Here is a 22,862-nt window from a genome sequence, read left to right as displayed (position 1 = left end):
GGTCAATTATCGGCCTCGAGGCGTATCTACGATGGGTGATCTTTCCTGAACAACATCAGATCCGACAATTGGGCGAGTCTATGATCGAAGTCAAACGTGGCCTGGATCTCCCCATCGCCGGGGCGCCGGAGCAGCGTATCGAGGATGCGCAGCCCGTTCGTCGCGTAGCGATCCTGGGTGTTGACTACGTCGGCATGAAGCCGACGATGGAAGTCCGTGAAGGGGACAAGGTGAAGCAGGGGCAACTCCTGTTCACTGACAAGAAGACCCCGGGCGTCCGTTACACCGCGCCTGCTGCCGGTACTGTGGTCGAGATCAATCGTGGCGAGAAGCGCAAGCTTCTGTCCGTGGTCATCGAGATCGACGCGCAGGGCGAAGCTGTGGAATTCACTGCACATGGCGATGCCGCCATTGCAGGTCTCGAACGTCAGGTCGTGGTCGACCAGCTGGTCGAGTCCGGCTTGTGGACGGCGCTGCGTACCCGCCCGTTCTCGCGCGTGCCGGCGCTGGATGCCAAGCCGGCAGCCATCTTCGTCACCGCCATCGATACCCACCCGCTGTCTGCGGATCCGGCCGTGGTGCTCAAGGGCCAGGAAGCCGCTTTCCGTCAGGGGCTCGTCGCACTGACGCGTCTGACCGAAGGCAAGGTGTTCCTGTGCCAGGCACCGGGTGCTGATATCCCGGGTGGCGACGTCTCCGGTGTGGTCAGCGAGTCCTTCAAGGGCCCGCACCCGGCGGGTCTGCCGGGCACGCACATCCATCACCTCGCACCGGTCAGCCTGCAGCGTCAGGTCTGGCATGTCGGTTATCAGGATGTGGTCGCCATCGGTACGCTGCTGGCGGAAGGTCGCCTGGACACCACGCGCGTCATCGCCGTCGGTGGCCCGCGTGCCACCAAGCCGCGTCTGCTGCGCACCCGTCTGGGCGCCAGCACCGAAGAGCTGCTCAAGGGCGAAGTCGAGCAGCCGGAAGATACGCGTGTCATCTCCGGTTCGGTGTTCTCCGGCCTGACCTGTGAAGGGGCGCTGCGTTTCGTCAGCCGCTACCACAATCAGGTGAGCCTGCTCGAGGAAGGCAACAAGCGTGCCTTCATGGGCTGGCTGTCGATGGGCGCCAAGCGTCACTCGGTGCTGGGTATCTACCTGTCGAAGCTGACCGGTCTGACCGACTACCGCCCGAACACCTCCACCAACGGCTCCGAGCGTGCCATGGTGCCGGTGGGCGCGTACGAGGCGGTCATGCCGCTGGACATTCTGCCGACGCAGCTGCTGCGTTCGCTGATCGTGGGTGATATCGAGACCGGCATGCAGCTTGGCTGCCTGGAGCTTGATGAAGAGGACCTCGCGCTGTGCACCTACGTGTGCCCGGGCAAGTACGAGTACGGTCCCATCCTGCGTGACAACCTCACCACGATCGAGAAAGAGGTCTGATGATGGGCATTCGACAGACTCTGGATAACCTGGAGCCGCACTTCCACAAAGGTGGCAAGTACGAGAAGTTCTACGCGCTCTACGAAGCCGTGGACACCATTTTCTATGCGCCGGCGAGCGTCACGCGCAGCACCACCCACGTGCGTGATGGCATCGACCTGAAGCGCATCATGATCACGGTCTGGATGTGTACCTTCCCGGCCATGTTCTTCGGCATGTACAACGCCGGTCTGCAGGCCAACGAGGCCATCGCTGGCGGTTACAGCGCACTGGGCGGCTGGCGTGAAGCCATCGTCATGCTGCTGGCGGGTAGCCACGATGCCGGCAGCGTGTGGGCCAACTTCATCCTGGGGGCCACCTACTTCCTGCCCATCTATCTGGTGACCTTCGCGGTCGGCGGGTTCTGGGAAGTGCTGTTCGCGATGCGTCGCGGCCACGAGGTCAACGAAGGCTTCTTCGTCACCTCGGTGCTGTTCGCCCTGACACTGCCGGCGACCATTCCGCTGTGGCAGGTCGCGCTCGGTATCACCTTCGGTGTGGTGATCGGCAAGGAAGTCTTCGGCGGTACCGGCAAGAACTTCCTCAACCCGGCACTCTCCGGCCGTGCCTTCCTGTACTTCGCCTACCCGGCCAGCATTTCCGGCGACGCGGTATGGGTGCCGGCAGACGGCTTCACCGGTGCGACCGCGCTCTCCACTGCCGCGCAGGACGGCATGGGTGCCCTGATGCAGCAGATGAGCTGGACCGACGCCTTCCTCGGCTTCATTCCGGGCTCGGTGGGTGAGGTCTCCACACTGGCGATCTTCCTCGGTGCCGCAGTGCTGCTGTGGACGCGTATCGCCTCGTGGCGAATCATGCTGGGCGTCCTGCTGGGCATGATCGCGACCTCGGCACTGTTCAATGCCATCGGCAGCGACACCAATGCCATGTTCGAGATGCCGTGGTACTGGCACATGGTCATCGGCGGCTTCGCCTTCGGCATGGTCTTCATGGCCACCGATCCGGTCTCCGCGTCCATGACCAACAAGGGCAAGCTGGTATTCGGTGCACTGATCGGCGTGATGACCGTGCTGATCCGTGTCGCCAACCCGGCCTTCCCGGAGGGCATCATGCTGGCGATCCTGTTCGCCAACCTGTTCGCTCCGCTGATCGACCACTTCGTCGTGCAGGCCAACATCAAGCGCCGCGTCAAGCGCGAGACTGCCGGCATCGCGAACGAGGAGACCGTCTGACATGGCCAGCAACAACTCCATCAAGAAAACCCTCGGCGTCGCGCTCGGGCTGTGCATCGTCTGCTCGGTGGTGGTTTCCACCGCAGCGGTCGTGCTGCGTCCGATGCAGATGACCAATGCCGAGCTGGACCGCAAGAGCAACATCCTCGCGGTCGCCGAGCTGCTGCAACCGGGTGAGGACATCGGTCAGCAGTTCCGGGACAAGGTCACCGCCAAGGTGGTGGACCTGGATTCCGGTGAATACGTCGACGACATCGACCCGGAGAAGTACGACCAGGCAAAGATGTCCAAGGACCCGGCTACCTCACGCACCCTGTCTGGCGACGAAGACCTGCCGGGCATCAAGCGTCGTGAGCAGTACTCCGTGGTCTACCTGGTCGGCGATGTCGAGCAGCCGGACGAGATCATCGTCCCGGTGCGCGGCAACGGCCTGTGGTCAATGATGTACGGCTATCTGGCACTGAAGGGTGACGGCAACACCGTGGTCGGTCTCTCCTTCTACCAGCAGGGCGAAACTCCGGGGCTTGGCGGCGAAGTCGACAACCCGAAGTGGAAGGCCCAGTGGGATGGCAAGAAGATCTATCCCGAAGGCAGCATGGACCCGGAAGTGCACCTGAAGAAGGGCGGCGTGAATCCGTCTTCTCCGGATGCCAAGTACCAGGTCGATGCGCTGTCAGGGGCTACCCTGACCAGCAACGGCGTGACCAACCTGTTGCAGTTCTGGATGGGTGAGAATGGCTTCGCCAAGTACCTGACCCAGTTCCGTGACGTCAAAGGAGCGTAATGATGGCAGCCGAAACTCCTAAAGGTGTCCTGACGACGCCGATCTTCAAGAACAACCCCATCGCGCTGCAGATCCTCGGTATCTGCTCCGCGCTGGCGGTGACCAACTCGATGAACACCGCCCTGATCATGGGTATCGCGGTATGCCTGGTGACAGCGTTCTCCAGCATGTTCATCTCGTTGATCCGCAATCACATCCCGTCGTCCATCCGCATCATCGTGCAGATGACGATCATTGCCTCGCTGGTCATCGTGGTCGACCAGTCGCTGAAGGCCTTCGCCTTCGAGACGTCCAAGCAGCTGTCGGTCTTCGTCGGTCTGATCATCACCAACTGCATCGTGATGGGTCGCGCTGAAGCCTACGCCATGCAGAATGGCCCGACGATGAGCTTCATCGACGGTATCGGCAACGGTCTCGGCTACACCGTGATCCTGCTGGTGGTCGGCTTCGTGCGTGAGCTGTTCGGTTCCGGCTCCCTGTTCGGCGTGACCATCCTGCAGACCGTCAACGACGGTGGCTGGTACATCCCGAACGGCCTGATGCTGCTGCCGCCGTCCGCGTTCTTCGTCATCGGTCTGTTCATCTGGGTGCTGCGCAGCATCTACCCGGAGCAGGTCGAGAAGGCGGAGTACAAGATTACCGCCAACACCAAGATCAAGGAGGCTGTGTAACATGTTCGAACACTATCTGAGCCTGTTCATCAAGGCCGTGTTCGTCGAGAACATGGCACTGGCCTTCTTCCTGGGCATGTGTACCTTCCTGGCGGTGTCCAAGAAGATCCAGTCCGCGATCGGTTTGGGCGTGGCCGTCATCGTCGTGCTGGCGGTGACCGTTCCGGTCAACAACCTGATCCTGAACTACCTGCTGCGTGAAGGCGCACTGACCTGGACGGGGCTGGAAGGGGCGGAGAGCATCGACCTGTCCTTCCTGGGCTACCTGTCCTACATCGGCGTCATCGCGGCGATCGTCCAGATCCTCGAGATGTTCCTCGACAAGTTCGTGCCGGCGCTCTACAACGCGCTGGGCGTGTTCCTGCCGCTGATCACGGTCAACTGCGCCATCCTCGGTGCGGCCCTGTTCATGGTGCAGCGTGACTACACCTTCGGTGAGTCCGTCATCTATGGCGTGGGTGCCGGCTTCGGTTGGGCACTGGCCATCGCTGCACTGGCCGGTATCCGCGAGAAGCTCAAGTACTCTGACGTGCCGGCTGGCCTGCAGGGTCTGGGCATCACCTTCATCACCGTTGGCCTGATGTCGCTGGGCTTCATGTCCTTCTCCGGCGTCCAGCTGTAACGCAACCGAGCATAAGGAAATCGAAATGGTAGATACCTCCATCATCGTGCTCGGCGTCGTCATGTTCACCGTGGTCGTTATCGGCCTGGTGCTCGTGATTCTCGCGGCACGCAGCAAGCTGGTCTCGAGTGGTGACGTCCAGATCGAGATCAACAACGACCCCGCCAACACCCTGACGACCCAGGCCGGCGGCAAGCTGCTGCAGACCCTGGCCGCCAACGGCATCTTCCTGTCCTCCGCCTGTGGTGGCGGTGGCTCCTGTGCCCAGTGCAAGTGCCGGATCTCGGAAGGCGGCGGTTCCATCCTGCCGACCGAAGAATCCCACTTCACCATGGGTGAGAAAAAGGAAGGCTGGCGCCTGTCGTGCCAGGTCCCGGTCAAGCAGGACATGAAGATCGAAGTGCCGGAAGAGATCTTCGGCGTGAAGAAGTGGGAAACCACCGTCACCGCCAACCCGAACGTCGCGACCTTCATCAAGGAGCTGAACCTGCAGCTGCCGGAAGGCGAGGAAGTCAACTTCCGCGCCGGTGGTTACGTGCAGCTGGAAGCGCCGGCCTACGACATCAAGTTCTCCGACTTCGACATCGAAGAAGAGTATCGTGGTGACTGGGAGAAGTTCGGTCTGTTCAACGTTCAGCACAAGAACGAAGAGCCGGTCATCCGTGCTTACTCCATGGCGAACTATCCGGAAGAGTACGGCATCCTGAAGTTCAACATCCGTATCGCCACTCCGCCGCCGAATTCCCAGCATCCGCCGGGTCTGATGTCCACCTACGTCTTCTCGCTGAAGCCGGGTGACAAGGTGACCGTGATGGGGCCGTTCGGTGAGTTCTTCGCCAAGGACACCGACGCCGAGATGGTCTTCATCGGTGGTGGTGCCGGCATGGCGCCGATGCGCAGCCATATCTTCGATCAGCTCAAGCGTCTGAATTCCAAGCGCAAGATGTCGTTCTGGTACGGTGCGCGCTCCATGCGCGAGTCGTTCTACAACGAGGAATACGACAAGCTGGCCGAAGAGAACGAGAACTTCGAATGGCACCTGGCGCTGTCCGATCCGCAGCCTGAGGACAACTGGGAAGGCCCGACGGGCTTCATCCACAATGTCCTGTACGAAAACTACCTCAAGGACCACCCGGCGCCTGAGGATTGCGAGTACTACATGTGCGGGCCGCCCATGATGAACGCCGCCGTAGTCAAGATGCTCACCGACATGGGTGTAGAGCCGGAGAACATCCTGCTCGATGACTTCGGTGGTTGATCGATGATGTCACGCGTCGCAAGACGACTGGCAGGGCCGGCCCTCATGGGGCTGGCCCTGCTGGTTGCAGGCTGTGAAAATTCCAGCAACCCTGAGTTGCATCGCTTCGCCGGCCCCATCTTCGGCACCGGGTTCCATGTCACGGTGGCTGCGGATCTGGATGCCGATGAGGTGGCGTCGCTCAAGCAGGCGAGCCTCGAGGCGCTCGACAAGGTCGACTGGCAGATGTCGACCTACAAGGACGCCTCGGAGCTCTCGAAGCTCAATCAGGCGCCGCTGGATACGCCGATCACGCTGTCGGATGGCCTGGCGCAGGTGCTGGCCGAGTCGCAGGATATCGGCAAGCGCTCCGACGGGGCCTTCGATATCACCGTCGGCCCGGCCGTCAATCTGTGGGGCTTCGGCCCGGATGAGCGTCTCGACAAGGCGCCGAGCGATGAACAGATCGCGCGGGCGCTGGAGAAGGTCGATCATCTGGCGCTGGAGCTCGATGGCAATACGGTGATCAGGCGCAAGCCGGTGTATGCCGACCTGTCGGGGATCGCCAAGGGTTATGGGGTGGACAGAGTCGCCGATGTGCTCGAAGCCAATGGCATCGAGAACTATCTGGTCGAAGTCGGTGGCGAGATTCGCGTCAAGGGTGAGAAGCCCGGCCACAAGCCGTGGCGGATCGCCATCGAAGCGCCGAAGTCCTTCGAGCGCTCGGTGCAGCGGGTCATCGATCCCGGCAATGCTGCGGTTGCCACCTCCGGTGATTACCGCAACTATTTCGAGCAGGACGGCGTACGTTACTCGCACACGATCGATCCACGTACCGGTCGACCGATCCAGCACAGTCTGGCTTCGGTGACCGTGATCACGCCGGATTGCGCGAGTGCGGACGCCTGGGCCACGGCACTCAATGTGCTGGGCGCCGAGAAGGCAATGACGATCGCAATTCGCGAGAACATTGCCGCCTATTTCATTGTCAAAACGGATGATGGCTTCAAACAGTCCTGGAGTCCGGCATTCGCGCCCTACCTGAAGGACGCGCCGGCGACAGGCGACATGAAGCCCGCAGATGAAGCCGGCGCCTGAGCCCGGCCTATCGAGAGCCGGTCTGCCGAGAGGTAGCCGGCCGGGCTTTCTCATCTGCCATCTGTCGAGACACGCCTCCGACAGGGTCGGAAGCTCGGATTGCATGGCATCTTCTGGATGCTGTCCTGGATGATCCACAGGATCGACAGGGTGCAAGCTGCGCTGGAGCCGACCCGCGCGAGAGGTTCACATTGGGGCCATGCCCCGGGAGGAATGACATGACGATCTGGTTACTGGTATTCGCCGCGATGTTGCTGCTGATTGGCGTGATGGCCGTCGGTGTCCTGATGGGCCGCAAGCCGATCGCCGGCTCCTGCGGTGGTCTCAACAACCTCGGGCTCAAGGATGGCTGTGACATCTGTGGCGGCAAGGACGAGGAGTGCGAGAAGGAGCAGGATCGCCAGCGTCTGATGGCAGAGAGTGGCGGCAAGCCGGCCAGCGATCTGGCCTACGACGCCGCACGTCGCTGATTTCTGCTCTGATGGCTCAGAGCCCGCCGGCCGCAAGGCCTGCTACCGGCCCTGACATGGCAGTGTCACCGCGAGGTGAGACCGTACGTGTCAGGGCCGGTCTACGAACAATCAAGGAGCAAAGCGAGTCTCATGGCAGTCTATAACTACGATGTCGTCGTGATCGGTACCGGTCCGGCAGGGGAAAGCGCGGCAGTCAACGCGGCCAAGCATGGCAAGCGTGTCGCCGTGATCGAGGCTCAGTCTTCCGTGGGCGGCAACTGCACCCACAAGGGCACCATCCCTTCCAAGGCGCTGCGCCACGCGGTCAAGCAGATCATCGAGTTCAACACCAATCGCATGTTCCGCGATATCGGCGAGCCGCGCTGGTTCTCCTTCCCCAAGGTGCTGGAGCGTTCACGCCGCACCATCGAGCAGCAGGTCGAGATGCGTACGCGCTTCTACGCCCGCAATCGCATCGATGTGTTCTTCGGTACCGCGCGCTTCAAGGACGAGCACACCGTCGTGGTGCGCGATGCCCATGAAGGGGTCGAGGAGCTGCACGCGGAGAAGGTCGTGATCGCCACCGGCTCGCGTCCCTACCGCCCGGCGGACGTCAACTTCCGCCACCCGCGCATCTACTGCTCCGACACCATCCTGGGGCTGTCACACACGCCGCGCACGCTGATCATCTACGGCGCCGGTGTCATCGGCTCCGAGTACGCCTCGATCTTCTCCGGCCTTGGCGTCAAGGTCGACCTGATCGATACGCGTGATCGTCTGCTGTCCTTCCTGGATAACGAGATTTCCGACGCGCTGTCCTATCACCTGCGCAACAACGGCGTGCTGGTGCGTCACAACGAGGAATACGATCGCATCGAGGGCGATGAGTCCGGCGTGGTCGTGCACCTCAAGTCCGGCAAGAAGCTGCGTGCTGACGCCTTCCTGTGGGCCAACGGCCGTACCGGCAACACCGATAGCCTCGGTCTCGAGAATGTCGGCCTGCAGGCCAACGGCCGCGGTCAGCTGACCGTCGATGATCAGTACCGCACCGAGCTGGACCACGTCTATGCGGTGGGCGATGTGATCGGCTGGCCGAGCCTGGCATCCGCCGCCTACGATCAGGGCCGCTTCGCGTCGGCCAACCTGCTGGGGGAAGAGTTCAAGTTCGTCAATGAGGTGCCGACCGGCATCTATACCATCCCCGAGATCAGCTCGGTGGGGCGTGGCGAGTCCGAACTGACCGAGGCGCGCATCCCCTACGAAGTGGGGCAGGCGTTCTTCAAGGACACCGCCCGCGCCCAGATTACCGGCGATACCGTCGGCATGCTCAAGATCCTGTTCCATCGCGATACGCTGGAAATCCTCGGCATCCACTGCTTCGGTGACCAGGCGTCCGAGATCGTGCACATCGGTCAGGCCATCATGCAGCAGAAGGGTGAGGCGAATACGCTCAAGTACTTCGTCAACACCACCTTCAACTACCCGACCATGGCGGAAGCCTATCGGGTCGCGGCCATGAATGGACTCAACCGTCTGTTCTGAGCGGCACGGGCCTCGCGCCCGCTGACTTGAAGGCACACCACAAGGCCCCGACATCATTGATGTCGGGGCCTTATGGTTGTCGGGCTCCCAACTGGGAAACCTTGTTGATGAGCCTTGAGGAAATGACGCATGCAGGATGATCAACAGCAACACGACACTCGCCAGTCGGGCACGCAGTCACGCGAGACCCTGCAGGATGATCCGACCTCGGACCTCACGCTGCGGCTTGGCCATGAGGAGCTGATCATCCACCGCCGTTATGAGCTGGCCAGCATCATCAATGAGCTGGTGCTGGGCCTGCTGTTCACTATCGGCAGCGTGTGCTTCTTCTGGGAAGAGTGGATGACACTGGGAATCTGGCTGTTCGTGATCGGCTCGCTGCAGCTGACGCTCAAGCCGGTGATTCGCCTGGCGCGCCGCATGCACCTCAAGCGGATGCCCGAATCGGCGCTGGACCTCTAGCAGGCGGCTTCACGGCCTGACTGTCTCTCAGGCTCTCAGGCTCTCAGGCTCTCTTGCTCTAGGGATCAGCGATAGCGATGCACACGCAGACTCTTGAGGAAGGGCGTGTCCTCGATGCGCACGTCGCCGCGGCGGGCGCGGGTGCGTTCGGTGGGCGGCGTCGGGCTTGGCTGGTTGAGAGCGGGCAGGCGCAGGTCATCATGCGGCAGGAAAAGCGGCAGAGAGACATTCAGCGCGCGGCGCGTGCGTAGCTCGCCGTCTTCGCGCATCACCGGCTCACGATAGAACAGGTTGGCGCGCATCAGCGGTGCCTGGGGCTGGATGCGGGCCAGAATCTCATCCGATGGCAAGCCAGCGAGCAGCTTGAGCTGCAGGCGTACGTGCTCGGCCTCGGTATCCAGTTTCATCAGCAAGGCTTCACACTCCGCCACGCTGACGCGCTGGATCGAGCGCCCAGAGCTGTACCAGGCGAAGCGCACTCGCGCCACCGGTGCCTCTGCCACCGGCACCCGCCGCCAGCACTGCTTGAGATGCAGCCGCGCCAGTCCATCGCCCCTCAGGTGCTGGTTCAGCCCCGGATGGCGGAAGGGCAGAATTGCCTTCAGCTCGGCCAGCTGGTCGGGATACTTCTCGCGCAGCTCGGCGAAGAGCTCCGCTAGCTGCTCCTTGGCCGCGTTGAGCGCCGCAACGCGCTCGATCACCGTCGGGCCTGCCGCGACCACGCCCAGATAGGGGCGGGTGACTCGGCCGTCCTGGCCATCCTGATACCACACGTCCTGCAACGCCTGGTTGAGCCATTCGCTATCGGCACTGACGCCATCCAGCCGCCAGAGTGGCGAATTCTCTTCTCTGACCGCGGTGATGACCTGATCGGCGGCACTGATCTGCGTATCGAAGGCCGCTTCTATTCTGGCCATCAACTGGTATTCGGGCATGCTCTGCGTCCTGATTGCAGCAAGGGAGACGTGATTTTTTATCGCGTTATCTTGTTTAGCCTAGCGTGACCGGGATGGCAAGTCAGACCATGGCGGCATGCGCGGACAGAAGAGGGGCTCCGAGAGACTGAACCACCCGGATGGAGTGACGGGAGAGGCCGGCTGCGCCGGCGCCGACAGACTGAAACAGAAGAGAGCGCCACGCTGGGCGCCCTCCTGTCTCTGCGGGGGTCTGTGTGATCTCGACAGGGTGCTGTTGTCAGGCCGGCACCTGCAAAAGCCCGATGGGCTCAGCGGTCGCGATAGCGCTCGGTGAGATCGCCATAGGCATCGATGCGACGATCGCGCAGGTAAGGCCAGATGCGGCGCACGTCCTCGCCGCGCGCCAGGTCCACCTCGACCAGCAGCTCCTCGGGCTCGGTGCCGCCATGCGCCAGCAGCTCGCCCTGAGGGCCGCAGATGAAGCTGCCGCCCCAGAACTGGATGCCTTCGCTGGCAGGCGTCGGGTCCGCTTCGTGACCGACCCGGTTGGCGACGATCACCGGCACGCCATTGGCGACGCCGTGGCTGCGCTGGATCAGGGTCCAGGCATCCTTCTGGCGCGTCTGCTCGGCTTCATCGTCGCGCGGGTCCCAGCCGATGGCAGTGGGGTAGAGCAGCATCTCGGCACCGGCCAGCGCCATCAGGCGTGCGCCTTCGGGATACCATTGGTCCCAGCAGACCTGCACGCCCAGACGGCCGACCGAGGTGTCGATGGGCTCGAAGCCGCGGCGCGGGGACTGTGCGCTGGGGGCATCGCCCGGCGTGAAGTAGAACTTCTCGTAGAAGCCGGGATCATCCGGGATGTGCATCTTGCGGAAGGTGCCGACCAGGCCAGCGGCCTTGTCGAGTACCACGGCGGTGTTGTGATACACGCCCGCCGCGCGGCGCTCGAAGATGGAGCCGACGATCACCAGGCCGAGTTCGGCGGCCAGGCCGGCCAGACGCTGGGTGGTCGGGCCTTCGAGGGGTTCGGCGAGATCGAAGATCTCGGTGTCTTCGGTCTGGCAGAAGTAGTGGCTGGCATGCAGCTCCTGCAGCATCACCAGCTCAGCGCCATTGGCGGCAAGGCGACGAATGGCGGCTTCGCTGGCCGCCAGGCTTGTGTCCTTGTCGGGCCAGCCCTGTTGCTGGACGACACCGACCTTGAGTGTACGGCGGGAAGCAGTCATCACAGTGCTCCTTGAGAGGTGTTCGAGGTGGCCAGCGTGCCCTTGGGCAGTTGCATGGTCATGCAGTGCAGGCTGCCATGCTGGCGAATCACGGCGCGGCAATCGACCGGAATGATGTCACGCTTGGGGAAGGCGCTGGCGAGGGCCTTGAGGGCGATCATGTCGTGACGATCGGCGTAGGTCGGCACCAGCACGGCCCCGTTGATGATCAGGAAGTTGGCGTAGGTCGCCGGCAGACGATGGCTGTCGTCCGGATCGAAGCAGGCATCCGGCCACGGCAGCGGCACCAGGAAGTAGGGGTCGCCATTGGCGTCGCGCAGTGCTTCAAGCTCGGCTTCCATCGCCTTGAGCGCCGGGTAATGCGGGTCGTCGCGATCATCGCAGCGGACATAGGCGATGGTGCGCGGGTCGCAGAAGCGCGCCAGGGTGTCGACATGGCTATCGGTGTCATCGCCTTCCAGATGACCATTGGCGAGCCACAGAACGCGTTTGACCCCGAAATCGGCCTTGAGTTGCGCCTCGACCTGGGCGCGGCTCAGGCCGGCATTGCGGTTGTCGTTGAGCAGGCAGGCCTCGGTGGTCAGCAGGGTGCCCTGGCCGTCGCTCTCGATGCCGCCACCTTCCAGAATGAAGTCGCGGCTTTCCACCGGGCTTGCGTAAGCCCCCTGCGCGGCGAGGGCGCGGGTCAGGGCATTGTCGCGGGCGGCCTCGAACTTGCCGCCCCAGCCGGTGAAGGTGTAGTCGAGCAGCACCGGCTGGCCATCACGTTCGATGGTGATGGGGCCATGGTCGCGCGTCCAGGTGTCATCCAGCGGCGCCACGAAAAGATGCAGGCGCTCGGCGGGCACGCCGAAACCGGCGAAGCGCGCGGCGAGGCGCTCGCGGGTGGCGTCATCGCTGACGCTGATCAGCACGTGCTGATAGCGGCTGATGGCGATCACCATGGCCTCGCAGGTGGCTTCGATGCTCTCGAGCATCTCGCGCCAGTCACTGTGCGGGCTGGGCCAGCTGAGCTGGATGGCGTCCTGCGGGTGCCATTCGGCGAGCAGACGGGTGGCCATGGGCATCTCCCTGATGAAGAGGTAACGATAAAGGCGCAAGCCGCAATGCCGCGGACTCGGCGCGCGATGATAGCAGAGCCATGCGCCGACGCTAGCCCTGTGGCGTCTGACGTGCACATGTCTTGCCATGCTGGCGGTTCATGTTGGCCACAGACGAAGGCTGGCAAACTGCGTTCGAATATGGCTCCATGCGCCGAGCCTGCGGAATGCGTATCATGGCCCGCGACCCTGACCCAAGGAATCGACTTCGATGCTGCTGGATCGCCTACCCTTTCTGATCGGCCTGCGCTATACCCGCGCCAAGCGCCGTAACCATTTCATTTCCTTCATTTCCTTGACCTCGATGCTGGGGCTGTCGCTGGGCGTCGCCGTGCTGATTCTGGTGCTGTCGGTGATGAACGGCTTCGACCACGAGCTGCGCACCCGCGTGCTGGGCATGGTGCCGCATGTGCGCGTCGAGGCGCGTGACAGCGTCACCGACTGGGAGACGCTGGCCGGCAAGCTGCGCGAGAAGCCGCATGTCGTCGGTGCGGCGCCCTATATCGAGCAGCAGGGCATGTTCACCACCAACGGCCGCAACAAGGGCGCGTTGGTCACCGGCATCGATCCGTCCGCGGAGGACCAGGTCTCGATCATCAGCGAGCATATGGTGCAGGGCAGTCTGGCGGATCTCACGCCCGGCAGCTGGGGCATCGTGATGGGCGAGCTGCTGGCGCGCAACCTGGGCGTCGGCGTGGGGGATCGCGTCACGCTATTGGTGCCCGAGGCCTCCATCACGCCCGGGGGTATCTTCCCGCGCCTCAAGCGCTTCACGGTGACCGGTATCTTCAAGGTCGGCGCGGACGTCGATGCCAGCCTTGCCTACACCGATATCTCGGACATGGCCAAGCTGGCGCGCTTCAAGGAAGGCGACGTCCAGGGGGTGCGCCTGAAACTCGATGACCTGTTCAGCGCCGATCAGGTCACCCGCGACATCGTCAGTCAGCTGGGGCCGCAGTATCGCGGCATGGACTGGAAGCGTACCCACGGCAACCTGTTCGCCGCCATCCAGATGGAGAAGAACATGATCGGCCTGCTGCTGATGGTGATCGTCGCCGTCGCGGCCTTCAACATCGTCTCGACGCTGGTGATGATGGTGACGGACAAGCACGCCGACATCGCCATCCTGCGTACCCTCGGGGCCAGGCCCGGTTCCATCATGGGCATCTTCATCGTGCAGGGGCTGACCATCGGCGTGATGGGCATCATCATCGGCGCCATCGCCGGTGTGGCGCTGGCGCTGAGCGTCTCCGACATCATCGCCTGGGTGCAGTCGACCTTCGGTATCCAGTTCCTGGACCCCAACGTCTACTTCATCAGCTATCTGCCATCGCGCCTCGAGATGAGCGACATGGGCATCATCATCGGCTCCGCGCTGGTGCTGAGCTTCCTGTCGACGCTGTATCCGGCCTGGCGCGCCTCGCGCATCCAGCCGGCGGAGGTGCTGCGCTATGAGTAATCCGTCGACACCGTCTGATGCATCCATCCGTTCCGCTGCTGGAGACACCGCCATGCCGACGCCGGCTTCTGACACTCATGCGCCGGGTCAGGCCCACGGCAAGCCGATGCTGATCTGTGAGCGCCTGAGTCGCAGTTACGATGAGGGCCCGCAAGAGGTACAGGTGCTCGACGAGCTGGAGCTGCGCGTGCATGCCGGTGAGCGAGTCGCCGTCGTCGGCAGCTCCGGCTCCGGCAAGACCACGCTGCTCAACCTGCTCGGCGGGCTGGACCATCCCAGCCAGGGCATCGTGAAGGTGGCCGGCCAGCGCCTGTCCGAACTCAGCGAGTCGGCGCTGGGCAGCTTCCGCAATCAGCACATCGGCTTCGTATATCAGTTCCACCATCTGCTGGCGGAATTCAGTGCCGAAGAGAACGTGGCGATGCCGTTGATCATCCGTGGCCACAAGCGCGCCGAGGCCGCCGTCAAGGCGCGCAAGCTGCTGGAGCGGGTCGGCATGGCGCCGCGCGCCGATCACAAGCCGGGCGAGCTGTCCGGAGGCGAGCGTCAGCGCGTCGCCATCGCGCGTGCGTTGGTGACGGACCCGAGCCTGGTGCTGATGGATGAGCCGACCGGCAACCTGGATCAGACCACGGCGGCGCGCATTCTCGAGCTGATGGATGACATCGCGCGTGAGGCGCAGGCGGCCTTCATCATCGTGACCCACGACAACGGTCTGGCTGCGCACCAGCACCGTGTGCTGCGCCTGGACGGCGGCAAGCTGCACGAGGACTGAGTCGAGCCGCTGACTGATTCACGCCATGCCTGAAAGCCAAACGCCCCGCCATCGAGAGATGGCGGGGCGTTTTTCATGCGTGTCTGTCGGCAGTGTTCAGAGCTTGTCCGTGTCCTGCTCAGCGTTCTGGCGTGACGACTGCTCCTTGCTGCAGCGCCTGGCGGCCAGGCGCGCCTTGCGGCGGCTGCGCCAGTTGCGCACCACCTGATAGCGCCACAAGAGGCGGACCAGCATGTTGGCCAGCAGCGCGAGGACGACGGCGCTGACCAGCGAACCCAGCGCCAGGGCGGGCAGGATGTCTTCCAGCTGATTGGCGAACCAGGCCGCGGAGACCTGGTCCGGCATCACGCGTGCGGGCGTGTCCAGCATCCAGGCACCCACGCGGTAAGTGGCGTAGTAGACCACCGGCATGGTCAGCGGGTTGGTCACCCACACCAGACCCACCGACAGCGCGAGGTTGCAGCGCAGTGCCCAGGCACCGAAGGCGGCCACCACCATCTGGAAGGGAATCGGCAGTAGCGCACAGAACAGCCCCACCATGCAGGCATTGGCCACAGTACGTCGCGACAACGCCCACAGTGCGGGATCGGCGATCAGGTGATGCATGAAGCGCAGCGACTTCTTGCGCTTGAGGGCATCCGGTTCCGGCATGAGCCGCTTGAGTAGACGACGAGGCATGACTTGGCCATTTGGCATTCAACGCCGGCCATTATCCATACATGGCTACAGGACTGCCATGCTGACTGCGCAGTTATCCGGTTCGTGATCTGCAACCCGCGTGTCTCGATTCGGCACTGAGTACAGCAAAGCCCGCGCCATGCCTGACGGGCTGCGCCACGGGTGACCTTGCAAGAGGCCAGCAACATGTCAGGCGCCACCGTGAATAAATCGTCCCATCCCGCTCGATTCTGGCTGTCACCGGCCTCGCTGGCCCAGCTGCTGGCGGGACTGGTGGCGGGAATCTGGCTGTCACGCCAGGGCGAGTGGGGCGCGGATTGGCAGTCACGCTCATCGGCAGGGCTCGGCGCGCAAGAGAGTGGGGCGCATGGCTGGGCCACCTTCATGACGCTGAGCGACAACCTGCTGTTGGCCGCCTTGCTGCTCTGCTGGCTGATGGTGGCCGGGGTCTTGGCCGCCATTCCCTCCCGTGCTTTCGCGCACTCTGCTCCCGACGCTGAGTCACGCCGCTCTCGGCTCGGAGCCTTGAGCCTGCGACTCTCGGCAGCGCTGGGGGTCGGACTGGTGATAGGCCTTCTGCAGCAGCCGCTCGTGATGGCGGAGGCGCTGACGCGCCAGGAGCTGTGGCTGGAAGGCCGGGTCGAGCAGGTCAATCGCGCACTGCCGACCCCTGATGACTCGGTGCGCCTGGTGCTGCGTGTCTCGCGCTGTGATCTCTTCCAGACGACGGAGGCACCCAGCGCGGATGCCGGGCGTCAGGCCGCCTGTCAGCGGCTGCTGGATCAGCGGGTCCAGCTTCGGCGCTACTGGCCACGCAAGCTGCCTCGCGATGTTGCGACACGCGAGGCGCTGGCGACTCCCTGGCAGGCCGGTGAGCGCTGGCGCATGGTCGTGCGTCTGGTGCCGCCTCATGGCACCAGCAACCCGGCCTTCGGGCGCTCAGCGAGCCCTGCGGAGTTTGATCGTGTCGCCTGGCTATGGCGCGAAGGTATCGTCGCCACGGGTTACGTGCGCCAACTGTCCCTGGCGCAGCGCTTGGCGCCACCCGGCGGGCTGGCAGCACTGCGCCTGCATGCCGAGCAGGCTCTATGGCAGCGCTGTGGCGAGGGCGAGGCACTGGTCGACTGGCCGGGGTCGACCTGTCGCTGGCTGGCAGCATTGACGCTGGGCAAGGTCTCGGCACTGACCCACGACGACTGGGACACGCTGAACGCCACGGGACTGACGCATCTGGCGGTGGTGTCGGGGCTGCATGTCGGATTGATGGCAAGCCTGGTGCTTGGGCTGAGTTTCGGCGTGCTGCGCCTCTGGCGCCCGGGCGGGTGGCGATTCAGCGTTGCGCCCTGGTGGCTTGCCTGTCTGGCGGCCTGGAGTTTCGCCTTGCTGGCAGGCCTGGCGCCGCCGGCATTGCGCGCCGCCTTGATGGTGACGGTCGGGCTTTGGATGGCGAGTGGCCGCAGCGGCCTGGGTGTCTGGCAGGTCTGGATGCTGGCGCTGATTCTGGTGCTGGGGCTGGACCCGCTGGCGCTGTGGCGCCCGGGCACCTGGTTGTCGTTCATCGCCGTGGCGGTGTTGCTGCTGGCCTGGCAGGGCCGCTCGCGACCGCGAGGAATGCGCGGCTGGTATCTGGCCACGTTGCGCAGCCAGTGGTTGCTGACACTGGTCATGGGCGCGGCCCTGCTGCTTTCGCGCGGCCAGCTGTCCTGGCTGTCGCTGCCGATGAATCTGGTGATGGCGCCCTTGGTGACGCTATTGATCGTGCCGCTTGGCATGCTGGGCTGGGGGCTGGCGGGACTCGAGCAGCTGTTGCTGTTCACGGGACTCGTCCCGTCACGGCCCGCGGCGATGCTCGCCGATGGTGTGTTCAGTGGCGGTCTATGGCAGCTGCTGGCACAGGGCATGGCGCAGACGATGGAGACCTTGCCTTCGCTGGCGTCGACGCAGGGGCGCTGGCCGCAGGCGCCAATGGCGGCGGGCCTGTCGGACGCCACTCCCTCGGCCCTGATCCTGACGCTCGCGGTCATGGCCCTGCTGGGTGCCTGGCTGGCGGAGGGGGTGCCGGGCCTCGATGGCCGTCTGAAGCGCCTGTGTGGCAGCGTGGCACTCTGCTGGGGGCTGTCACTGGCGGTGTTGGCCTTGCCGTGGTCACCGGCGGCGCTGGCCACCGTCGGGCAGGACGCCGGTGCGCGCGCGACAGAAGCCGCCTCGTTCTCGCCCCGGGCGCCCGCGCTCAGTCTGACGGTGCACGATGTCGGGCAGGGGCTGGCGCTGTCGCTGCACAGTCATCTGGCGTCGAGTGCGAGTGACTCGACAGGCGCGTTACGGCAGGTGCCGAGGCACTGGCGTTACGACCTGGGGGCGGCGTCGCGCAATACCAGCGCCCGTTTGCCGGGGGCAATGCCCGTGGCGGGAGAGCCTTTCGGCGTGATCATGAGTCACGGGGATGGTGATCACGCCGGTGGACTGCAGGCCCTGTCTGCCGAGGAGATCGCCGCCCTGTGGGTGCCGGCCGGGCAGCGGGCGCGACTGGAGCGTCAGGTAAGCTGGCTCGATGAGGTGGCGATGCGGGAGTGTGTCGCCGGACGCAGCATCACCCTTGGTCAGCTGCAGGGCCACCCCGTGCGCCTTGAGGTGCTGTGGCCGCCAGCAGGGTTGAAGGCCCGACGTGACAACGCGCACTCCTGTGTGGTCTTGATAGCACATGGCGCCCGCCCGCTGGCGTTGCTGACCGGCGATATCGGCCAGCAGCAGGAGCGCGAGTTGCAGGCGACGCTGCGCCAGCGACTGGCCGGGCGCAGCTTGCCGTTGCTGGTGGTCGCACATCACGGCAGCCGCTCCAGCAGTGATGATGCCTGGCTTGAGAGCCTGGCGGCGCGTCACGCGATTGTCAGCGCCGGTCGCTACAATCCGCATGGTCATCCGCATCCGGACGTGGTGGAGCGTCTGGCGCGTCATGTCGAGTGTCTCTGGCATGTCGGGCTGGATGGTGCCTTGCACTGGGAGTGGTCGCCGCAGGGGGAGCGGCTGCAACCAGCGCGCAGGGCTGGCGGTATCGGAGTGAGGTGCCTTGGGGTAAAATCCGCTGAATGATCAGATGCATGGCGGATTCATACGGCCTGCGCGACAGGGATGGCGCGTGACATCTGACACGACAACAATGGTGCCCGCAGAGGCATCGAGACCAAGGGAGAGGTCACATGCTGGAAGCCTTGTACGCAGGGGGAGTCTTGATGCTCCCCATCCTCGGATGTTCCGTCGTGGCACTGGCCATCATCCTAGAGCGCCTGTGGACGCTGCGTCGTCGACGCATCGCGCCGAAGGGCCTGGGACAGCAGGTGTGTGAACTGATCAGCCAGGGACAGGTCAATGTCTACTGGCTGGAGAGTCATTCGCCGCTGGGCAACGTGCTGGCGGCAGGGCTGCGCAATGCGCGCCTGGGCAATGAGCAGGTACGCGCGCGCATGCAGGAGTCGGCCGTGGCCGTCATCCATGACATGGAACGCTTCCTGAGTCCGCTGGGCACCATCGCCGCCATCACGCCGCTTTTGGGGCTGCTGGGCACGGTGGTCGGCATGATCGACGTCTTCGCCGTGATCGTCGATGCGGGCAGCGCCGAGCGAGCCCAGGAGCTGGCCGGCGGGATTTCCCAGGCGCTGGTGACGACGGCGTCCGGCTTGACGGTGGCGATTCCGGCGCTGATGTTCCATCGCTATTTCCAGCGCTGTGTCGAGGACATCACCGTCAACATGGAGGAGCAGGCAGGGCAGGTGGTGGAATATATCTCGCACCATCAGGGCGAGCTCGGGCTGGCCGAGAGCCATGACGGCATCGACCGTCGCCCGGGCCACCGCCCCGGCCAGGTGCCGGAGCCCCATGAGCGCCTGCCGGAAGACCTGCCGGCCTACATGCGCCGTGACGCCGATGACCCCTATGGTGGCGATGATGGCAAGGGGGCAGGTGCCGGGAGGCCGTCATGAGGTTTCCGCGTCGCCAGCGTGAGTCGGTGGAGGTCAATCTCACCCCGCTGATCGACGTGGTGTTTCTGCTGCTGATCTTCTTCATGGTCTCGACGACCTTCGATAGTCGTCGAGCGCTGGACCTCATCCTGCCGCAGTCCAGTCAGGCCAGCGCGGTAGAGCAGGCGCCCTTGATCCTGAGCATCGGGGCGGCAGGTGATTTTACGCTCGGCGAGACAAGCCTCGGCGAGGATGAACTGGGAGCGCAACTTGCGCAGTACAAGGACCAGGCAGATCGCTTCGGGTTGATCCTCGAAGCCGATGGCCGCACGCCCCACGCCAAGGTGGTCACGGCGCTGGACGCCGCCGCTGAAGTGGGTATCACCCGTGTGCGCATCAGTACGCGTATCGGGACGGAATCATCATCACCGGATGCCCCATGAGGGCGCCGCCCAAGTCTATGGAGACCCCGTGAGTCGCGACTCCACCTGGATTCATTACCGCCGCTTGCTCGGCTATGTTCGCCCGTACTGGAAGATGTTTCTGGCCGCCGTCGTCGGCTACATCATCTACGGTGCCTCGAGTACGGCGCTGGCCGAGATGATGAAGCGCCTGATCGACGGCATTCAGAATCCTGACGCCCAGTTCAGACTGTTCCTGCCGCTGTTCGTGATCGGCATGTTCGCCGTGCGCGGCGTCGGCACCTTCCTGGGCACCTACTGCATGAGTGATGTGGCGCGCAACGTGGTGCATACCCTGCGCACCACGGTGTTCAACCACATGCTGCACTTGCCGGGGCGCTATTTCGACGAGAACTCCACCGGCCATCTCATCACCCGCGTCACCTACCATGTCGAGCAGATCACCGGAGCGGCCACCAAGGCGCTGACCATCATCATGCGCGAAGGCTTCTTCGTGCTCGGCCTGCTGGGCTATCTGTTCTGGACCAACTGGAAGCTGACGCTGGTCTTCATCGCGGTCACGCCGCTCATCGGCTGGGTGGTCAGCTATGCCAGCAAGCGCTTCCGCAAGCTCTCCAAGCGTATCCAGGGCTCGATGGGCGAGGTGACCCACGTCGCCTCCGAGGCGCTGTCCGGCCATCGTGTCGTGCGTACCCACGGTGCCGAGGATTACGAGAAGGCACGCTTTGCGGCGGTCAGTGAGTACAACCGCGAGCAGAAGATGAAGGAAGCGCTGACCAAGGCCACCGCCACGCCGGTCATCCAGCTGTTGATCGCCGTGGCATTGGCCACGCTGGTGTGGCTGGCGATGGCACCGGAACTGATGGCCGGCATGAGTGCCGGTGAGTTCGTCGGCTTCATCACCGCCGCTTCGATGATGGCCAAGCCGGTGCGTCAGTTGACCGAAGTCAACGGCGAGATCCAGAAGGGCATGGCGGCCTCGGAAGAACTGTTCGGCCTGCTGGATACGCCGGCAGAACCGGACAACGGCACCCTGGTACCCGAGGGGCGTCTCGAGGGGCGTGTGCGCTTCGACAATGTCCACTTCCGCTATGCAGACCATCAGCCGGAGGTGCTCAAGGGCATCGATCTGGAGGTGAAGCCGGGGCAGATGGTCGCCATCGTCGGGCGTTCGGGGTCGGGCAAGTCGACATTGATGAGCCTGCTGCCGCGCTTCTACGCGCCGACCACCGGCCGCATCCTGATCGACGATGTCGCCATCGAGGACTACAAGCTGCGCCCGATGCGTCAGCAGATCGCGCTGGTCTCGCAGAATGTCACCCTGTTCAATGCCGACCTGACCGCCAACATCGCCTATGGCACCGGTGAGGTCGACAAGGCACGGGTGGAAGAGGCGGCGCGCGCGGCCTATGCCCACGAATTCATCGAGCGCATGAGCGAAGGCTACGACACCATCGTCGGCGACAATGGCGTGATGCTCTCCGGTGGTCAGCGCCAGCGTATCGCCATCGCGCGTGCCATCTACAAGGACTCGCCGATCCTGGTGCTGGATGAGGCCACCTCGGCGCTGGATACCGAATCCGAACGCTATATCCAGCGCGCGCTGGAAGAAGTGTGTCAGGGCCGGACGACCTTCGTGATCGCCCACCGTCTGTCCACCATCGAGAAGGCGGACCGCATCCTGGTGATGGATGATGGCGAGATCATCGAAGACGGCACCCACGAATCATTGATTGCTCAGGAAGGTGCTTATGCCGCGCTGCATCGCATCCAGTTCCGGGAGACGGCAGACGCATGAGTGAACGACTGGTAGACGCCTGGTATCGCGGCGCCGGCTGGCTTCATCTGCTGCGCCCGCTGGAACATGTCTACAAGAATGTGGTGGCGCGCAAGCGCAACGCCTATCTCACCGGCAAGCGTGAGGTCTGGAAGGCGCCGGTGCCGGTGATCGTGATCGGCAACATCACCGTCGGTGGTACCGGCAAGTCGCCGCTGGTCGCCTGGCTGGGGCGCTGGTTGAGCGAGCAGGGCTGGCGCCCGGGCATCATCTCGCGCGGCTACGGCGGGCATTCGCCGCGCTATCCCCTCTACGTGCAGGCCGATACCGATCCTCAGCATGCCGGCGATGAGCCGGTGATGCTGGCCCAGCAGACCGGCCTGCCGGTGGCGGTCGACCCGGATCGCCCGAGCGCGGCGCGGCGCCTGATTGCCGCAGGCTGCGACATTCTGCTCTCCGATGATGGCCTGCAACATCATGCGCTGGGGCGCGATATCGAGCTGGTGGTCGTGGACGGTGAGCGTGCCTTCGGCAATCAGCGTTGCCTGCCCGCCGGGCCGCTGCGCGAGCCGTTGTCGCGCCTAGCCAGTGTCGATGCGGTGATCTCCAACGGTGTCATCGACTGCTCGCGCCTGCCGGTGGAATCGCATTGCATGAAGCTGACGCCGGTCCATTGGCGCCACCTGATCGACGACGTGCGCTATCCTGCCCACCAGCTGCCGTTCAGCGGTCAGGTGCATGCGTTGGCCGGTATCGGCAATCCGCAGCGCTTCTTCCGCACCCTGACCAACCTCGGGGTCGAGCATCTGCCGCGTCCGCTGGCGGACCACCATCGCTTCACGCCGACGGATCTGCGCTTTTCCGACAATCTGCCCGTGGTGATGACCGCCAAGGACGCCGTCAAGTGTCGCAGCTTCGCCAATGAGCGCTGCTGGGCGCTGGATGTCGAGGCGCGTCCGGATCAGGCGCTGGTGGACTGGCTCGCCAAACGCCTTGAGGCGCTCTGAGTGCTTGATCGC

General features: G+C 64.1%; 21 protein-coding genes. 17 read left to right on the top strand and 4 right to left on the bottom strand.

The features are described from left to right. Positions 1-80 precede the first annotated feature (80 nt). From IZU87_RS00300 to IZU87_RS00255, 10 genes are all read left to right on the top strand, one after another. On the top strand, positions 81-1,430 hold the full coding sequence (locus tag IZU87_RS00300) for a Na(+)-translocating NADH-quinone reductase subunit A (protein WP_054555019.1): 1,350 nt from the start codon (positions 81-83) through the stop codon (positions 1,428-1,430). Further along, entirely contained in the window at positions 1,430-2,662 is a 1,233-nt protein-coding gene (locus tag IZU87_RS00295) for an NADH:ubiquinone reductase (Na(+)-transporting) subunit B (RefSeq protein ID WP_043331920.1), read from the top strand. Before IZU87_RS00300 ends, IZU87_RS00295 begins: the two co-directional genes overlap by 1 nt. A gap of 1 nt (position 2,663) precedes the next feature. After that, complete coding sequence (locus IZU87_RS00290) at positions 2,664-3,446, top strand: Na(+)-translocating NADH-quinone reductase subunit C (RefSeq protein ID WP_043331918.1); 783 nt, start codon at positions 2,664-2,666, stop codon at positions 3,444-3,446. A 2-nt stretch (positions 3,447-3,448) separates the two neighbouring features. Beyond that, positions 3,449-4,117 (top strand): NADH:ubiquinone reductase (Na(+)-transporting) subunit D, encoded by a 669-nt coding sequence (locus IZU87_RS00285; RefSeq protein WP_043331917.1) that lies wholly within the window; start codon positions 3,449-3,451, stop codon positions 4,115-4,117. 1 nt (position 4,118) lies between these two features. Next, entirely contained in the window at positions 4,119-4,739 is a 621-nt protein-coding gene (gene nqrE / locus IZU87_RS00280) for an NADH:ubiquinone reductase (Na(+)-transporting) subunit E (RefSeq protein ID WP_043331916.1), read from the top strand. A gap of 25 nt (positions 4,740-4,764) precedes the next feature. Next, entirely contained in the window at positions 4,765-5,997 is a 1,233-nt protein-coding gene (gene nqrF, locus IZU87_RS00275; RefSeq protein WP_043331915.1) for an NADH:ubiquinone reductase (Na(+)-transporting) subunit F, read from the top strand. Positions 5,998-6,000: 3 nt separating this feature from the next. Further along, positions 6,001-7,074: an FAD:protein FMN transferase gene (locus IZU87_RS00270; RefSeq protein ID WP_249330355.1), complete on the top strand. Its 1,074-nt coding sequence runs from the start codon at positions 6,001-6,003 to the stop codon at positions 7,072-7,074. A 218-nt stretch (positions 7,075-7,292) separates the two neighbouring features. Continuing rightward, the gene (gene nqrM / locus IZU87_RS00265; RefSeq protein WP_043331913.1) at positions 7,293-7,544 is read left to right on the top strand and encodes a (Na+)-NQR maturation NqrM; all 252 of its coding nucleotides are present in this window, start codon (positions 7,293-7,295) and stop codon (positions 7,542-7,544) included. Positions 7,545-7,676: 132 nt separating this feature from the next. After that, positions 7,677-9,068 (top strand): Si-specific NAD(P)(+) transhydrogenase, encoded by a 1,392-nt coding sequence (gene sthA, locus IZU87_RS00260; protein ID WP_043331912.1) that lies wholly within the window; start codon positions 7,677-7,679, stop codon positions 9,066-9,068. A gap of 129 nt (positions 9,069-9,197) precedes the next feature. Then, positions 9,198-9,530, top strand: a complete 333-nt coding sequence (locus tag IZU87_RS00255) for a YrhK family protein (protein ID WP_213113352.1) — start codon at positions 9,198-9,200, stop codon at positions 9,528-9,530. Positions 9,531-9,595: 65 nt separating this feature from the next. Here IZU87_RS00255 and IZU87_RS00250 read toward each other — a convergent pair whose 3' ends face one another. From IZU87_RS00250 to IZU87_RS00240, 3 genes are all read right to left on the bottom strand, one after another. Further along, a complete protein-coding gene (locus tag IZU87_RS00250) occupies positions 9,596-10,465 on the bottom strand; it encodes a DNA replication terminus site-binding protein (RefSeq protein WP_213113351.1) in 870 nt (289 codons plus the stop codon). Positions 10,466-10,755: 290 nt separating this feature from the next. Further along, the gene (locus tag IZU87_RS00245; protein ID WP_213113350.1) at positions 10,756-11,676 is read right to left on the bottom strand and encodes a carbon-nitrogen hydrolase; all 921 of its coding nucleotides are present in this window, start codon (positions 11,674-11,676) and stop codon (positions 10,756-10,758) included. Continuing rightward, entirely contained in the window at positions 11,676-12,737 is a 1,062-nt protein-coding gene (locus tag IZU87_RS00240; protein WP_213113349.1) for an agmatine deiminase family protein, read from the bottom strand. Before IZU87_RS00240 ends, IZU87_RS00245 begins: the two co-directional genes overlap by 1 nt. 253 nt (positions 12,738-12,990) lie before the next feature. Here IZU87_RS00240 and IZU87_RS00235 point away from each other — a divergent pair, with 253 nt between their 5' ends. Together IZU87_RS00235 and IZU87_RS00230 are read left to right on the top strand one after the other, a co-directional pair. Next, positions 12,991-14,235: a lipoprotein-releasing ABC transporter permease subunit gene (locus tag IZU87_RS00235; RefSeq protein ID WP_043332064.1), complete on the top strand. Its 1,245-nt coding sequence runs from the start codon at positions 12,991-12,993 to the stop codon at positions 14,233-14,235. Between the two features lie 52 nt (positions 14,236-14,287). Continuing rightward, positions 14,288-15,010 carry an ABC transporter ATP-binding protein gene (locus IZU87_RS00230; RefSeq protein ID WP_054555014.1) on the top strand — a complete coding sequence of 241 codons (723 nt, stop codon included), beginning with the start codon at positions 14,288-14,290 and terminating at the stop codon, positions 15,008-15,010. A 96-nt stretch (positions 15,011-15,106) separates the two neighbouring features. On the opposite strand, the gene IZU87_RS00225 is transcribed toward IZU87_RS00230, so the two are convergent. Continuing rightward, a complete protein-coding gene (locus IZU87_RS00225) occupies positions 15,107-15,688 on the bottom strand; it encodes a DUF2062 domain-containing protein (protein ID WP_043331907.1) in 582 nt (193 codons plus the stop codon). A gap of 201 nt (positions 15,689-15,889) precedes the next feature. Here IZU87_RS00225 and IZU87_RS00220 point away from each other — a divergent pair, with 201 nt between their 5' ends. From IZU87_RS00220 to lpxK, 5 genes are all read left to right on the top strand, one after another. Then, a complete protein-coding gene (locus tag IZU87_RS00220; RefSeq protein ID WP_213113348.1) occupies positions 15,890-18,778 on the top strand; it encodes a ComEC/Rec2 family competence protein in 2,889 nt (962 codons plus the stop codon). Positions 18,779-18,885: 107 nt separating this feature from the next. Then, on the top strand, positions 18,886-19,665 hold the full coding sequence (locus IZU87_RS00215) for a MotA/TolQ/ExbB proton channel family protein (RefSeq protein ID WP_213113347.1): 780 nt from the start codon (positions 18,886-18,888) through the stop codon (positions 19,663-19,665). Continuing rightward, positions 19,662-20,087, top strand: coding sequence for an ExbD/TolR family protein (locus tag IZU87_RS00210; RefSeq protein ID WP_213113346.1), 426 nt, complete (start codon positions 19,662-19,664; stop codon positions 20,085-20,087). The genes IZU87_RS00215 and IZU87_RS00210 overlap by 4 nt, the downstream gene beginning before the upstream one ends. 28 nt (positions 20,088-20,115) lie before the next feature. Beyond that, positions 20,116-21,864: a lipid A export permease/ATP-binding protein MsbA gene (gene msbA, locus IZU87_RS00205; protein WP_349305152.1), complete on the top strand. Its 1,749-nt coding sequence runs from the start codon at positions 20,116-20,118 to the stop codon at positions 21,862-21,864. Beyond that, positions 21,861-22,850 carry a tetraacyldisaccharide 4'-kinase gene (lpxK, locus tag IZU87_RS00200; RefSeq protein ID WP_054555010.1) on the top strand — a complete coding sequence of 330 codons (990 nt, stop codon included), beginning with the start codon at positions 21,861-21,863 and terminating at the stop codon, positions 22,848-22,850. Before msbA ends, lpxK begins: the two co-directional genes overlap by 4 nt. Positions 22,851-22,862 lie beyond the last annotated feature (12 nt).

Source organism: Cobetia sp. MC34 (assembly GCF_018340035.1).
GTDB classification, from domain to species: domain Bacteria; phylum Pseudomonadota; class Gammaproteobacteria; order Pseudomonadales; family Halomonadaceae; genus Cobetia; species Cobetia amphilecti.
The sequence above is the reverse complement of the archived record's forward strand: the minus strand, read 5'-3'. Positions and strand labels throughout refer to the sequence as shown.